Raw genomic sequence first — 13,871 nt, forward strand, 5'->3', positions numbered from 1 at the left:
TAGGCGGTACGGCTAGGCGGTACGGCTCAGCCGTGTGACCAGGCGGTACGACGACGGGGCACCCCTTCGCCAAGGGGTGCCCCGTCGTCGTCCGCGCGCGCTCGCGCGGAGGTCCGGTCAGTTGCTCTGCTTGCGGCGGTACAGCGCGAAGCCGAGGCCCGCCGCGCCGAGCGCCGCCATGCCGCCGCCCGCCGCCATCAGCGGTGCGCTCTCGCCGGCCGGGGTGACGCCGTCGGCGCCCGCCTTGACGCCGCCCTTCGGGACGACCGTGGAGGTGCCGTTCTTCGGCTTCTGTCCGTGACCGGTGCCGGTGTTGGTGCCGTTGCCGTTGCCGTTGCCGTGGGTCTTGCCCTCGGTCCAGCCCTTCATGGTGCCGTTCGGGTTGAGGACGAAGTGCGCGCCGTTGTGCCGGCCGTACGCGGGCTTGGCGCCGGACTGCTTGAGGGTGTCCCAGACGATCTTCTTGCCGGTGTCGGGCGACTTGGCGATCAGATCCGCCTCGTAGCCGGCCTTGGTCTTGTAGACCTTCGCGTCGAAGCCGGTGCCGCCGAGGTTCGTGTACTGGTGGACCAGGGTGCGCTTGTGGTCGGGCTGCGGCTTCGGCGGGGTCGGCTTGCCGCCCGTCCTGGTGATGGTGCCGTCGGCGGTGAGCGTGAAGGTGGAGCCGTCGATCTTGGTGCTCGACGCGTCGATGTACGCCTTCAGGGAGCCCTTGACGGAGTGGTGGAGGGAGATCTCCGCCTTGGCGCTGCGGGCGGACGCGTTCACGTCGACCTTCGCGGACCAGCCCTTGCCGAGGTCGGTCGTGCCCTTGGAGACCCAGCCGCCGGGGACGGGCTTGTCCTTGTCCCGGTCCTTGTCCTTGTCCTTGTCCACGAGCTTGGCGGTGACCGTGCCGTCGGGCGACAGGGTGAAGGTGCTGCCGTCGATCGTGGTGCTCGCGGGCTTCTCGTACGCGGTGAGCGAGCCCTTCGCGGCGCCGTCGAGGGTGATCGCGGCCCGCGCGCTGCGCGCCGACGCGTTGACCTCGACCTTGGCGGACCAGCCCTTGCCGAGGTCGGTGGTGCCCTTGGACTCCCAGCTACCGGGCTTCGGCGGCTGGGGGTCCTGGTCCTTGTCCTTCTGGCCGGGGTCGGTCTGGTCCTGGTCCTTGTCGGCCTGGTCCTTGTCCTGCTGACCGTGGTCCGTCTGGTCCTTGTCGGTCTGGTCCTGGCCGTTCCCGTCCCGGCCGTTGCCGTCCGGGGTGTTCCCGTCCTGGTCCGTGGCTCCGGGCCGGTCACCCGCGGCGACCTGGCCCTGCGGGTTAGAGGGGGCGTCGGCGGCGAAGGCCCCCGCCGTCGGGACGGCGAGAGCGGCGATCGCTCCGGTGGCGATGGCGGCGGTGCGGAAGGTACGGCGGGTGGCACGCATAGCGGATCCCTTGTGACTGGTCTGGTCGGGCGAACTGTCCGTCTTTATGCCTCTTTGCGGCGGCGACAGACATGAAGCTACGGGCGCTGTGTGTGCGTCATCCATAGAGAACGTAACAACCGGCCGCATACGGTGGCGCAGAACCGTAAACCGGGTAAAAGTGCAGGTCAGAGGGGGTTGGGCCAAAGGTCACCAAAGTGTCCGGGACCTAGGTCACGCGGCTCGGCTCAGGCCGCCTTCGCCCGCCCCGCCAGCCACTCCCCGTAGGCCGGCGCCTGGCGCGCGGCCTCCCAGTACGACGCCTCCAGGTCGCCGTACACCGCGTCGAGCACCCTCTCCGTACGGGCCGCGACGACGAGCCGGACGCCGAGCGGGTCGCCGTGCAGCGGCCGGACCGTCATGTTGGGCCGCGCGTGCGAGGTCGGCTGGCACACCGTGACGACCTCGCCGGTGGCCACGAGCGAGGACGCGGTGAGGTAATCGCCGTGCAGGACACGGGGGTTGAGCCCGGCCTCGCGCAGCACCCGCAGCAGTCCGTCCCACTCGCCGTCCACCGTCGGGTCCACCATCCAGCGGTCGGCGGCGAGGTCGGTGAGGTGGACGACGGGCTGCGCCGCCGCCGGATGGTCGGCGGGCAGGAAGACGAACTGCGGCTCCCGCTCGACCAGAACGCGCCACCGCAGCCCCTCCGGCAGCCGCAGCGGACTCCCCTCCACCTCGTGCACGAAGGCCACGTCGAGCTGCCCGCCCGCGACCATGCGCAGCAGCGCGTTGGCGGAGACGTCCATCTGGAGCGAGGTCTCGGTGGTGGGCAGGCGCAGCCGCAGCCTGCGCAGCCAGCCCGGTATGGCGCAGCTGGCCGTGGAGCCGATGCGCAGCTGGGGGCCCTCGGTGGCGCGGGCCGCGGCGGCCTTGGTCTCGTTGACCAGCGCCCGCATCTCGCTGACGAGGGGGCGGGCGCGGCTCAGGGCGACGCGGCCGAGCGGCGTCGGACGGCAGCCGGTACGTTCACGGGCGAAGAGCTGGCCGCCGATCTCCTGCTCGATGCGCCGCAGCTGGGTCGTCAACGACGGCTGGCTCATGCCGAGTTGGCGCGCCGCCTTGTGCAGGCTGCCGGTGTCGGCGATGGCGCACAGCGCGCGGAGGTGCCTCACCTCGAGCTCCATGGCTGTGAGCGTAGAGCGGTGAACGGCGGTGCACCAGACTCACAAACCCCACGTGAACCACCTGAGTTGGGCACTTCCGAAACCTGCCGAAAGGTTGGCGAAGGGCAGGCGATAGCCCGGCGCTATCACCACTTGCCATCATCCGCGGACGCCCCCGGCTCCCTGACACTCCCGTTACCGAACCGTTCACCTTTCACCGAACGAGTAGGGAGCCCCCCACATGAACAAGCGTTACCTGTCCGTCGCGGCCGTCATCGGCCTCGCGGCAGCCGGTCTCGGCACCACCTCCGCGACGGCCGCGACCCCCACCGCGCCGTCATCCGTCTCCGCGTACGCCAACTACGCGGGCTCCGGCGAGGAAGCCGCGGCCAACAAGGCCTTCTTCGAGGCCGTCCTGAAGTCGGTCGCCGAGAAGCGCGCGGCCAACCCCGGCACGAAGCAGGTCACGGTGGTGTACGACGCCTCCGGTGCGCCCACCTTCGCGCAGCAGATAGCCAGCAGTACCTCCATCTGGAACAGCGCGGTGTCCAATGTGAAGCTCCAGGAGGGGAGTGGCGGTGCGAGTTTCGAGTACCGCGAGGGGAACGACCCGCGTGGTTCGTACGCGAGTACGGACGGCCACGGCAGCGGGTACATCTTCCTGGACTACGCGCAGAACCAGCAGTACGACTCGACCCGTGTGACCGCGCACGAGACGGGTCACGTCCTCGGCCTTCCGGATCACTACGAGGGCCCGTGCAGCGAGCTGATGTCCGGTGGCGGACCGGGCACGTCGTGCACGAACTCGCAGCCGGACGCCAACGAGCGGGCCCAGGTGAACCAGCTGTGGGCCAACGGTCTGGCGAAGGCGCTGGACAAGCTGGACAGAATGGACAAGGTCGGCTGACCTTCTGCTGTACGCCCCTGTGCCCGCCGGCGCGCTCGACGCCGGCGGGCACAGGGGTGCGCGCCTACCAGGCGGGCCCGCGGACGGATCCGGTCTCGCGGACGGTCCGGTCGCTCACTCGCTCGTGTAGTACCGGTAGAACACCATCACGAAGACGCCGGCCGTCACCGCGAGCGACATGGCCACCGACCGCAGGATCGTCGCGTCGGTCAGGCTGTACAGATAGCCGAACGCGATCCCGGCGAAGGCGGCCCAGGCCGCCGCGCGCAGCTCGCGCGGCAGCCGGGGCGCGATCGTGCGCAGCCCCATGAAGGCGGCGGCGAAGACCAGGCCCGCCACGACGCCGAGCAGGACGTTGCCGGTGGTGATGGGGCCCGCGTCCCGCGCGATGCCCGCCGCCCAGATCCCGTAGACGGCCCCGAGGAGCACGGTGGCCGTCGCGGCCTTGGTGAGGGCCGAGCCGCCGAGCACGCCCGGGGCTGTCGAAGTGGGTGCCGCGTGAGCCATGACGGTTCCTCCAGCCGGTCCGCAAACGGTCGCCCCCGGGACAGGCGCGTCCCGCACGCCCCACCTTCCAGGGCACACCCGCCGGTGCCGTCCGGCAACTCGGCGGTTCAGTCGTGGCGGTTGTAGCCGCCCTGGCACGAGTCCCAGCACGGCTTGTACTCCTGGCACGGGTCCGAGGTGGCGCAGCTGGGCACGTGCTGCCCACCGGTGTCCACGTACGCGGCGCTGGCCCAGCCCTGGACCCCGCCGAGCCAGTACCAGGACGTGTCGCCCCAGACGCTCGACCCCTGCGTGACGCACTCGACGCGGTCCTGGCTCTCGGCCGGGAGCTTCGCGACGATCGAGGCGCCGGTGGAGGGCGCGTCCCGGATCTTCAGGTCCACGGGGGCGACGATCGTCCCCCAGACCACATGATGGTCGTGCGTGGGTGCCGTGGCGGCGGATGCCGGTGCCGCGCCCGAGAGGGCCAGCGCACCCGCGGTCATGAGCGCGGCGGCGAGCGTGCCCAGGGCGGCCGGGGTGGTTCCCGGGGCCGGAGTGGTCCGCATGATCGACCTCCTCTTTCCCCCCTCCCCACCCGTTTTCTCCCTTTACCTCCCTCCAGCAAACACCCGTTCGGACTAAGGCTCCACCGGACGATGAGTTTGCGGCCCGGCGGCGGTCTGCCCTCATGACGGAACGACGCGGACCGACGCGTCCTGACGTGGAGAGGGCGTACGACATGAACAGCGTGGCCATCGAGACCGCGGGCCTGGTGAAGACCTTCGGGGACAACCGCGCCGTGGACGGCGTGGACCTCACCATCCCGGCCGGCACGGTCTACGGCCTGCTCGGGCCGAACGGCGCGGGCAAGACCACCACCGTGAAGATGCTCGCCACCCTGCTGCGCCCGGACGGCGGCGAGGCCCACGTCTTCGGCCACGACGTCGTGCGCGAGGCCGACGCGGTACGCGCCAGGGTCAGCCTCACCGGGCAGTACGCGTCGGTCGACGAGGACCTGACGGGCACCGAGAACCTCGTGCTCCTGGCCCGTCTCACCGGACACGGCAAGAAGGCCGCGTACGGCAGGGCGGCGCAGCTCCTGGAGGCCTTCGGGCTGAGCGAGGCGGCCACCCGTCAGGTGAAGAACTACTCCGGCGGCATGCGCCGCCGCATCGACATCGCCGCGTCCATCCTCAACACCCCCGACCTGCTCTTCCTCGACGAGCCCACGACGGGCCTGGACCCGCGCAGCCGCAACCAGGTCTGGGACATCGTCAGGGCGGTCGTCGCGCACGGCACGACGGTCCTGCTGACCACGCAGTATCTGGACGAGGCCGACCACCTCGCGTCCCGCATCGCCGTCATCGACGACGGCCGGGTCATCGCCGAGGGCACCAAGGGCGAGCTGAAGGCGTCGGTCGGCGCGGGCTCGGTGCACGTGCGGCTGCGGGACGCGGAGCAGCGGGAGGACGCCGCGCGGGCGCTGCGGATCGCGCTCGGCGCCGAGGTCAAGCTGGAGCCCGACCCGGTCGCCCTCACCGCCCGCGTCGGCAACGGCGCGGCGGACGGCCCGGGCGCCGCGGAGAAGGCGTCCCGCGCCCTGGCCGAGCTGGCCCGCACCGGGATCGTCGTCGACAACTTCTCCCTCGGCCAGCCCAGCCTGGACGAGGTGTTCCTGGCCCTGACCGGCGCCCCCCAGCACACCCGCGCTCCCCAGGACCCCCACGCCCCGCAGGGCACCCCCGCGGCCGGCACGGCGAAGAAAGAGGCGAAGGCATGAGCACCGCGACCACCACATCCGAGGCCCAGGACCTGGCGCCCGTCAGCACCGAGTCCCTCGCCGAACTGCTCGTCGCCGGTGACCGGCCGCCCCGCCCCAACGCCCTCTCCGCGTCCCTGACGTTCGGCTGGCGGGCCATGCTCAAGATCAAGCACGTGCCGGAGCAGCTCTTCGACGTGACGGCGTTCCCGATCATGATGGTGCTGATGTACACGTACCTCTTCGGGGGCGCGCTCGCCGGGTCGCCGGGCGAGTACATCCAGTACCTGCTGCCCGGCATCCTCGTGATGTCCGTCGTCATGATCACGATGTACACGGGCGTCTCGGTCAACACCGACATCGAGAAGGGCGTCTTCGACCGCTTCCGCACGCTGCCGATCTGGCGCCCGTCGGTGATGGTCGGCTACCTCCTGGGCGACGCCCTGCGCTACGCGATCGCGTCCGTCGTCATGCTGACCGTCGGCCTCATCCTGGGGTTCCGCCCGGACGGCGGCGTCCTGGGCGTCCTCGCCGGTGTCCTGCTCCTGCTCGTCTTCTCCTTCGCCTTCTCCTGGGTGTGGACGATGTTCGGTCTGCTGCTGCGCACGGAGAAGTCGGTGATGGGCGTCAGCATGATGGTGATCTTCCCGCTGACGTTCCTCAGCGACATCTTCGTGAAGCCCGAGACGATGCCGGGCTGGCTCCAGGCCTTCGTCAACAACAACCCCATCACGCACCTCGCGTCGGCGGTCCGCGACCTGATGGCGGGCGCGGCCCCGGGTGCGTCGCTGGCCTGGGCGCTGGGCTGGGTGGTGCTGCTGGTGGCGGTGTTCGGCCCGGTCACGATGCGCCTCTACAACCGCAAGTAGCACGCTCCTCCTCAGCCGCAGGCAGCCGCTCCTCCGCACCGCAGGGAGGAGTCCGTGCCCCCGTATGCACCCGTCCCGGTCGCGCCCCGCGCGGCCGGGACTTCTGCTGGGGGACGTGTCCAGACGCCCGCTCTCCGCCGTCTCCACCGTCCTCCTGGTCCTCGCCGTCCTGCTCGTGCCGCTCGGCGCGCTCTCCACCTGGGCGAAGTACGAGATCGAGGACCCCGACCGGTACGTCGCCACGATGGCGCCCCTCGCCGCCGACCCCGACGTACGGGACGCGGTGGCCGACGCGGTCACCGACGCGGTGATCAAGGAGATCGACGTGGGCCCGCTCCAGGGCACCGTCGAGTCGTTCCTGCGGGACGCCGTGCTCTCCTTCACCAAGACGAAGGCCTTCGAGGCGGCCTGGACCTCCGCCAACCGCGCCGCGCACGACGCGGTGCAGGACGCCCTCAACGGCCGTACCGACGGCGGCGCGGTCACCATCGACCTCGCGCCGATCACCGAGCAGGTCAAGCGGCAACTGGCGGCCGACGGCGTGCCGTTCGCGGACAGCATCCCCGTCACGCACACCGAGGTGACGCTCATGGAGTCGTCCGACCTCGGCCCCTTCGGGAAGGGATTCCACATGCTCCAGGTCGCGGGCCTCTGGCTCCCGGTCGCCGCGGTGCTGCTCGCCGTGGCCGGCATCCTCCTCGCGGTGCGCCGCCGCCGCGCGGTCATCCGCACCGCCCTCGGCGCGGCCCTCGCCGGGGCGGTCCTCGGCGTCGCCGTCCTGGTGGGCCGGGGCCTGACCCTGGACGACCTGCCCAAGGACGTCTCGCGCCCGGCCGCGGAAGCCGTCTACGACGCCCTGACGTCCTCGCTGAGCGTGGCGGCGTGGGTGATCCTCGGGGTGAGCCTGTGCGTCGCGCTGGCCGCCTGGCTGCTGCGCCACCGCAGGCCGGAAGCCCGGCGGGCGCAACCCTCCCGGGCCTCCCGTCGTCTCTAGGGGAAGATTCGCGCAGGACCCAGGACGGATCAGACGGAGAGGCCGGCCTTGAACAGCGCAGGCAGCGCGGACAGCGCGACGGCAGCGAGGACGGCCCCGCACGTGGACCGGTCGGAGCCCCGGGCGGGAAAGCGCCCGCGCAACCGCTTCTCCGCGTGGCTCGCCGCGCTCCTCCTGGCCGCCGTCAGCACGGTCATCGGCTTCCGGATCGCCGACTCGGACGGCTTCACGCCCGTGACGCAGATCCTGGCGTTCCTTCCGCTGCTCCTGGCCCCCGCGGTCGCCGGACTGCTGCTCGCGGCGCTCGCCCGCTGGCGCGTCGGCCTCGTCTGGGGCGTGGCCGTGCTCGCCGGCGTCGCCTGGTTCATGGAGCCGTACGGCAAGACCGACGACCCGAAGGGCCCGGCCACCGCCGAGATCCGCGTCATGGCGTCGAACGTGGAGTTCGGCAAGGCCACCGAGGGGCTGCTCAAGGCGGTCCGCGCGGAGAAGCCCGACCTGGTCTTCGTCCCCGAGTGCGACTACGCCTGCTCGGACACCCTGCGCGACGAACTGCCCCGCGCCGACTACCCCTACCGCACGGCGAGCGAGGCCGGCGGCGCCGAGGGCTCGGTGATCGTCAGCAAGCTGCCCCTGAAGAAGGCGAGCGGCCTCGCGGGCACGCTGGGCATGCCGGGCGCCGTCGCCGAACTGGACGACGGCCACCAGATCCGCATCCAGCTCGCCCACCCGATGCCGCCGCTGGCCAGGCAACTGCCCACCTGGCGCGAGGAACTCGCCGAGATCCGGGACTACGCCGCCGAGGGCAGGCGCGCGAACCGCTCCACCATCATCGCGGGCGACTTCAACGCCACCCAGGACCACGCGGCCTTCCGCGACATCCTCGACACCGGGGGCGTGCGGGACGCCGCCCGCCTCGCGGGATCCGCCCGCACCCCGAGCTGGCCCGCCGACCTGATGAAACCGCTCGGCACCCAGATCGACCACGTCCTGGTCAGCCCGGACTTCGCGGCCCGTGACGCCCGCTTCCTGGACATCGGCGACACCGACCACCGGACCCTCGTGGTGGACCTGACGCTGCACGGCAAGGGCCGATAAGACGCAGGTCAGGCCGGGCACAGCGGCAACAGCGGCGGCGATAATGGCCCCATGCCCCGCCGCGAGACACCCGCACCACCGGGCCCGCTGAGCGCCCTCGCCCCGCCGCCCTGGCTGGTCAGGACGCTCAAGCCGCAGGCCGCGCCGGTCCCGTGGGCCGCGGTGGCGCGGGCGTCCGTCGCCATGGCGCTGCCCCTCCTCGTCGGCCTCGCGGCGGGACAGCCGGCGTACGGCGCGCTCGCCTCGATGGGCGCCCTGTCCGGGGTCATCGGCGACACCGCCGACGCCTACCGCATGCGGATCTTCAACATCGCCGTGCCGCAGCTCTTCGGCGCGCTCGGCGTCACCATCGGCTCGCTCGTCTTCGGCCACGGCTGGGTCGCGGTCGGCGTCGTCACGCTGGTCGCCCTCGTCTCCGGGATGATGTCGACGATCGGCGCCGTGGCGTCCGTGGCCGGTCTGCTCCTGCTGCTCAACTCCGTGGTCGGCGCGGGCCTCCCGATGCCGGGGGAATGGTGGCTGGCCCCGGCCCTGATGACGGGCGGCGGCCTCCTGGTCCTCTTCCTCGCCCTGCTCGCCTGGCCGCTGCGCTCCGGCGTCCCGGAGCGGGCCGCCGTCGCGGCCACCTACCGCAGCGTGGCCACCCTGCTCGAAGCGGCGGGCACCGAGCGGTACGACGAGGCGCGCACGGCCGTCACCACCTCGCTGAACCAGGCGTACGACCTCGTCCTCGCCCGCCGCACCCGCACGCACGGCCGCAACCCCGACCTGGTGCGCCTGATCGCCCAGTTGAACGCGATCACGCCGGTCATCGAGGCCGCGCCCGCCGCGCACCAGTGCGGAGTGCCGATGCCGCCGGAGTTCCCCGCGGAGGTGCGCCGCCTGGCGGACGAGGTGGCCTCCCCGGCGGCCGCTCCGGTCGCCGGACCCTCCCTGCCCGTGGCGCCGGACCCCTCGGGCGACGCCGTCGACCACGCCCTGCGGCACGTGGCCGAACTCCTCAACGACCCCGACCCGCACGGCATCGTGAACGTCGACGACCGCCTGGGCCGCCCGGCCGCGCTGCGCGTCCGGGCCCGGCGCGCGGCCCGCAACGTCATCCTGTCGAGCGCCTCCTGGCGGTACGGCCTGCGCCTGGCCCTGTGCATCGGCATCGCGCAGTCCCTGGTGTCCCTGATCGACGTGCCCCGCTCGTACTGGGTGGCGCTCACCGTCACGTTCGTCCTCAAGCCGGACTTCGGCTCGGTCTTCTCGCGGGCGGTGCTGCGGGCGCTCGGCACGGCCGCCGGGCTCGTGGTGGCCGCCGCCGTCCTCGCGGAGGTGCCGCGGGGGTGGTGGGACGTGCCGGTGATGCTGGTGCTCGCGGCGCTGATCCCGGTGTTCACGACCCGGGGGTACGGCTACCAGACGGCCGCGATCACCCCGGTGATCCTGCTCCTGTCCGACGTCCTGAACCACCAGGGCTTCGGTCTCGTCGTGCCCCGCCTGGTGGACAGCCTGATCGGCTGCGGGATCTCCCTGGTGGCGGGCTACTTGCTGTGGCCCGAGAGCTGGCACACCCGGATCGGCGACCGGCTCGCGGACGCGGTGGCCGACACGGCCTCGTACGTGGAGAGCGCGTTCGGCACGGCGGTGGACGTGGCCGCGCGGGCGCGGATGCGGCGGGGTCTTTACCGGGACCTGTCCGTGATCCGCACGGAGTTCCAGCGCGCCCTGACCGAACCGCCCCCGATGGGGGCGCGGGCCGCGGCGTGGTGGCCGCTGGTGATCGCCGTCGAGCGGATCGTGGACGCCACCACCGCGGCGCGGGTGCGGATCCGCCACGGGGCGGTGGAGCCGACCCTCACCGAGGTGGGGGAGGTGGCCCGCCAGCTCCGCGAACTGGCGGAGGGCCTCCGCGACTCCGAAACCCTGGAGGAGGTCCCGACCACGTTCACGGGCCCCCAGGACAGCGTCCTGGAACCCCTCCGCCAGGAGGTGGTGGCAGCCCGAGCGATCGCCTCTCCGAGGGGCTGAGGGATGATCCAGCCCGTCCGGCGTTTGAGGACGAGCTCGGCGCAGCCGGCGATGGAGGGTGGCCGAAGCCACTACAGCGTGGCGAGGTCCACCGCGTGGGCCATGGCCCGGTACCCCGCGTCGTTCGGGTGCAGGTGGTCCCCCGAGTCGTACTCGGGAGCGATCCGCTCGCCGTCGGCGGGATCCGCCAGCGCCCGGTCGAAGTCCACGTACGCGTCGTACTCCCCGGACGTCCGCACCCACGCGTTGAACGCGTCGCTCACCTTCGCCGCCCGCTCCCCGTAGTGATCCGAGCCCCCCAGCGGCAGCAGCGTGGCCCCCACCACCCGGACCCCCTTGTCCCGCGCGGCCCGGATCAGCTTCCGGTGCCCCGCGATGAGTTCCTCCGCGCTCACCTCCGGCGCGGGCTTGTACGTGGGCGTGTCGCTCTCGCTGAACCCGATGTCGTTCAGCCCTTCGAGGACGACCACGGTCCCCACCCCCGGCAGGTCAAGGGCGTCCCGCCCGAAGCGGGCCGTACCCCTCTCGCCGTACCAGGCGGAGTCGTTGAGGACGAGGTTCCCGCCGATCCCGGCGTTCAGGACGGGCCGTGGCGTCCCCGCGTCGGCGAGCCGCTCGGCCAGCGCGTCCGACCACCGGCGGTTCCGGTCGGTGGAGGAGGCGAAGCCGTCGGTGATGGAGTCACCGAAGAGCACGACGCCCTGCCGCTCACCGCCCCGCTCACCCTCCCGCTCCCGCGCCCGCTCACCCCGCACGTCCACGCCCGACAGGAAGTACCAGGACTCCGTCGTCTCCCCGAACGCCCCCGCCCCGGCATCCGCCACATGATCGCCGTCCGCCCGGTAACTCGTCGCGAACGACTGCGCGTGGAACGTCGCGGGCCCCGTGGTCCGCGCGAGGTGGAGCGTCACCGTGACCGACTCGAAGGGCTTCAGGCGCAACCCCGCCTCGTCGCTGGAGAGCTGGCCGTGCGCCGGGATCGACACCGACCTCCTCCCCTCGAAGGTGAGGCGCCGCAAGGACCCCTCCTCGACCGCCGCCCCCTTCGCCGTCCGCGCGACGCTCGCCCCCGCGACGTGCAGCGGCGACGTCCCGTACGCGTTGGAGAGCCGGATGCGCGCCCGCTCGCCGCCCGCGGTGACCCGGACGACCTGCCGCAGGGTCTGACCGGAGAAACCGTCCTCCGACCAGTTGGGCTTGAAGCCCGTGCTGGCGCGCTGCGGCGAGGCGGCCCAGGCGGCGGTCCACGCGGGCCCGGCCGACGGCTTCGAGCCGCGCGGGCCCGAGGCGTGGGCCCCCGTCACGGCGAGCCCCAGACCGGCGGTCAGGGCGAGGGCGGCGGTGACGGCGACGGCGGACGTACGAGTGCGTGAAAGCATGGCGTTCTCCCGGGAGTTGGGCGGGGTGGACCGGCGGGGCGGAGGTGCCCGGCGGCCGGTCCGGCCTGACTCCTCCAAGATCCGCCCGCGGCCGCCCCCGATCAACGGCGATCCGTGAAACGATTGCGCGCTCAGGCTTATCGATGCAGGTCAGGGGCGATCGACCGAGAGGGACGGGGTGGGCGGGGCATGGAACGCCAGGAACTGGAGACCTTTCTGACCCTCGCCGAAGAACTCCACTTCGGCCGCACCGCCGAGCGCCTCCTGCTCTCCCAGGCCCGCGTCAGCCAGACCGTGAAGCGACTGGAGCGCAAGATAGGCGCCCCGCTCTTCGAACGCACCAGCCGCAAGGTGGAGATGTCCCCGCTGGGACGCCAGCTCTACGACGATCTGGCACCCCTGCACCTGCGCATGGAAGCCGCGCTCGCCCGCGCCAAGGACGTGGCGCGCGGCGTCGAGGGCGAGCTGACCGTCGCCTTCCTCGGTTCCGGCGCGGGCTCGCTGACCTCCGCCATCCTCTCCACGTTCCGCGAGCGCTGCCCCCGCTGCGACATCCGGATGCGCGAGACCCAGTACGGCGACCCGCTCGGCGCGCTCCGCGCAGGCGAGGCCGACGCGCTGTTCACCTGCCTGCCCGTCGAGGAACCGGACCTCACGGTCGGGCCGGTCGTCATCAACGAACCCCGCATGCTCGCCGTCCCGCTCGGCCACCGCTTCGCCGGGCGCGCGAGCGTGTCCCTCGAAGAGTGCGCGGGCGAGACCTTCTTCGGCGTCGTCAACGGCGCCCCCGCCTACTGGTGGGACTTCCACGTCCCGCCCCGCACCCCCGCCGGGCTCCCCATCCGCCGGGGCCCGTCCGTCGCCGGGTTCCAGGAGATGATGACGCTCGTCGCCACCGGGCAGGGCGTGTCGCCGGTCGTCGCGTCCGTGGCGACGTACTACGCCCGCCCCGACCTCGTCTTCGTCCCCCTGTCCGACGTCCCCTCGGCCGACGTCGCGCTCATCTGGCGTACGGCCGCCACCGGCACCCCGCGTCTCGACGCGTTCGTCCGCGCGGTGCGTGACGCGGTCGCGGCAAACGGAGGACCCGCGCGCTTCTGACGCCCGCCGGGGCGCCCCCGCGGGGCCCGCACGCGCGAGGATGCCGAGCGTGACCGCTGCCCTGACCTATTCCGCCGCCTTCATCACCTTCTTCTCCGTCGTCGGCCCGCCCAAGGTGCTGCTCGCCTTCGGCGGACTCGCGCAGAACCATCCGGTGCGCGAACTGCGGATGATCGCCCTCGTCTCGTCCGGCGCCGCCGTCGTGGTGGGCCTGATCGCGGGCTTCACCGCCCCCTGGCTCCTCGAGCTGTTCCACATCTCCACGCCCGCGCTCCAACTCGCGGGCGGAGTCATCTTCTTCATCTACGCCGTCGGCCTCGTCCTCGGCGTCCACCTCGGCTCGGACGGCGCGCACCAGGACGCGCCCGACCTCGTCAGCGGCGTGCGCGAACTGCTCATGCCCTACATCGTCAGTCCGCTCGCCATGACCGCCGTGCTGATCGAGGCGGCGGCCCGCGACACCTGGTCGTGGCGTTCCACGGTCGTCGGCGCGTACGTCGCCGTGATCGCCCTCGACCTGGTCTGCGTGGTCCTGCTCGCGCGCCTCCTGCGCGGCACCCATCACGCCACGATCGAGCTCTTCGGGCGGCTGCTCGGCCTGCTGCTCGCGGCCGTCGGCGTGGACCTGGTCCTGGACGGACTCGCGTCGCTCGGCGTGCCGGGCCTGGAGCGCGTCTGACCCCTGCGCGCGGCCGACGGGAGCG

Annotated in this window: 13 protein-coding genes; 8 read left to right on the forward strand and 5 right to left on the reverse strand. The window is 72.4% G+C overall.

Annotation, left to right across the window (positions count from 1 at the left end):
• Positions 1–117 precede the first annotated feature (117 nt).
• Positions 118–1,410 (reverse strand): hypothetical protein, encoded by a 1,293-nt coding sequence (locus QBL25_RS22080; protein ID WP_409058751.1) that lies wholly within the window; start codon positions 1,408–1,410, stop codon positions 118–120.
• A gap of 227 nt (positions 1,411–1,637) precedes the next feature.
• Entirely contained in the window at positions 1,638–2,576 is a 939-nt protein-coding gene (locus tag QBL25_RS22085; protein ID WP_409058752.1) for a LysR family transcriptional regulator, read from the reverse strand.
• 220 nt (positions 2,577–2,796) lie between these two features.
• On the opposite strand from QBL25_RS22085, the gene snpA reads away from it, so the two are divergent.
• Positions 2,797–3,462: a snapalysin gene (gene snpA, locus QBL25_RS22090; protein WP_409058753.1), complete on the forward strand. Its 666-nt coding sequence runs from the start codon at positions 2,797–2,799 to the stop codon at positions 3,460–3,462.
• A gap of 114 nt (positions 3,463–3,576) precedes the next feature.
• Here the strand turns inward: snpA and QBL25_RS22095 are convergent, their stop codons facing one another.
• Positions 3,577–3,969, reverse strand: coding sequence for a hypothetical protein (locus QBL25_RS22095; protein WP_409058754.1), 393 nt, complete (start codon positions 3,967–3,969; stop codon positions 3,577–3,579).
• 107 nt (positions 3,970–4,076) lie between these two features.
• Entirely contained in the window at positions 4,077–4,517 is a 441-nt protein-coding gene (locus QBL25_RS22100; protein ID WP_409058755.1) for an SH3 domain-containing protein, read from the reverse strand.
• A 173-nt stretch (positions 4,518–4,690) separates the two neighbouring features.
• Between QBL25_RS22100 and QBL25_RS22105 the strand changes: the two genes are divergently transcribed.
• From QBL25_RS22105 to QBL25_RS22125, 5 genes are all read left to right on the forward strand, one after another.
• Positions 4,691–5,731, forward strand: a complete 1,041-nt coding sequence (locus tag QBL25_RS22105) for an ATP-binding cassette domain-containing protein (RefSeq protein ID WP_409062733.1) — start codon at positions 4,691–4,693, stop codon at positions 5,729–5,731.
• Positions 5,728–6,579 (forward strand): ABC transporter permease, encoded by an 852-nt coding sequence (locus QBL25_RS22110; protein WP_409058756.1) that lies wholly within the window; start codon positions 5,728–5,730, stop codon positions 6,577–6,579. Before QBL25_RS22105 ends, QBL25_RS22110 begins: the two co-directional genes overlap by 4 nt.
• Before the next feature lie 115 nt (positions 6,580–6,694).
• Positions 6,695–7,573, forward strand: coding sequence for a hypothetical protein (locus tag QBL25_RS22115; protein ID WP_409058757.1), 879 nt, complete (start codon positions 6,695–6,697; stop codon positions 7,571–7,573).
• Between the two features lie 102 nt (positions 7,574–7,675).
• Positions 7,676–8,671, forward strand: a complete 996-nt coding sequence (locus tag QBL25_RS22120; protein WP_409062734.1) for an endonuclease/exonuclease/phosphatase family protein — start codon at positions 7,676–7,678, stop codon at positions 8,669–8,671.
• Positions 8,672–8,722: 51 nt separating this feature from the next.
• Positions 8,723–10,687 carry an FUSC family protein gene (locus QBL25_RS22125; protein WP_409058758.1) on the forward strand — a complete coding sequence of 655 codons (1,965 nt, stop codon included), beginning with the start codon at positions 8,723–8,725 and terminating at the stop codon, positions 10,685–10,687.
• Positions 10,688–10,758: 71 nt separating this feature from the next.
• Here QBL25_RS22125 and QBL25_RS22130 read toward each other — a convergent pair whose 3' ends face one another.
• Complete coding sequence (locus QBL25_RS22130; protein WP_409058759.1) at positions 10,759–12,066, reverse strand: SGNH/GDSL hydrolase family protein; 1,308 nt, start codon at positions 12,064–12,066, stop codon at positions 10,759–10,761.
• A gap of 189 nt (positions 12,067–12,255) precedes the next feature.
• Between QBL25_RS22130 and QBL25_RS22135 the strand changes: the two genes are divergently transcribed.
• Together QBL25_RS22135 and QBL25_RS22140 are read left to right on the forward strand one after the other, a co-directional pair.
• Positions 12,256–13,167: a LysR family transcriptional regulator gene (locus QBL25_RS22135; protein WP_409058760.1), complete on the forward strand. Its 912-nt coding sequence runs from the start codon at positions 12,256–12,258 to the stop codon at positions 13,165–13,167.
• Positions 13,168–13,216: 49 nt separating this feature from the next.
• Complete coding sequence (locus QBL25_RS22140) at positions 13,217–13,846, forward strand: MarC family protein (RefSeq protein WP_409058761.1); 630 nt, start codon at positions 13,217–13,219, stop codon at positions 13,844–13,846.
• The last annotated feature ends 25 nt before the right edge of the window (positions 13,847–13,871 follow it).

Source organism: Streptomyces sp. SYP-A7185, assembly GCF_046103685.1.
In the GTDB taxonomy this organism is placed as follows: Bacteria; Actinomycetota; Actinomycetes; order Streptomycetales; family Streptomycetaceae; genus Streptomyces.

Excerpts from the sequence above, each read along its gene's own strand:
- QBL25_RS22135 (WP_409058760.1), top strand. The coding sequence starts at position 12,256 with ATGGAACGCCAGGAACTGGAGACCTTTCTGACCCTCGCCGAAGAACTC.
- QBL25_RS22080 (WP_409058751.1), bottom strand. The coding sequence starts at position 1,410 with ATGCGTGCCACCCGCCGTACCTTCCGCACCGCCGCCATCGCCACCGGA.
- QBL25_RS22130 (WP_409058759.1), bottom strand. The coding sequence starts at position 12,066 with ATGCTTTCACGCACTCGTACGTCCGCCGTCGCCGTCACCGCCGCCCTC.
- snpA (WP_409058753.1), top strand. The coding sequence starts at position 2,797 with ATGAACAAGCGTTACCTGTCCGTCGCGGCCGTCATCGGCCTCGCGGCA.
- QBL25_RS22110 (WP_409058756.1), top strand. The coding sequence starts at position 5,728 with ATGAGCACCGCGACCACCACATCCGAGGCCCAGGACCTGGCGCCCGTC.
- QBL25_RS22085 (WP_409058752.1), bottom strand. The coding sequence starts at position 2,576 with ATGGAGCTCGAGGTGAGGCACCTCCGCGCGCTGTGCGCCATCGCCGAC.
- QBL25_RS22100 (WP_409058755.1), bottom strand. The coding sequence starts at position 4,517 with ATGCGGACCACTCCGGCCCCGGGAACCACCCCGGCCGCCCTGGGCACG.
- QBL25_RS22105 (WP_409062733.1), top strand. The coding sequence starts at position 4,691 with ATGAACAGCGTGGCCATCGAGACCGCGGGCCTGGTGAAGACCTTCGGG.
- QBL25_RS22125 (WP_409058758.1), top strand. The coding sequence starts at position 8,723 with ATGCCCCGCCGCGAGACACCCGCACCACCGGGCCCGCTGAGCGCCCTC.
- QBL25_RS22095 (WP_409058754.1), bottom strand. The coding sequence starts at position 3,969 with ATGGCTCACGCGGCACCCACTTCGACAGCCCCGGGCGTGCTCGGCGGC.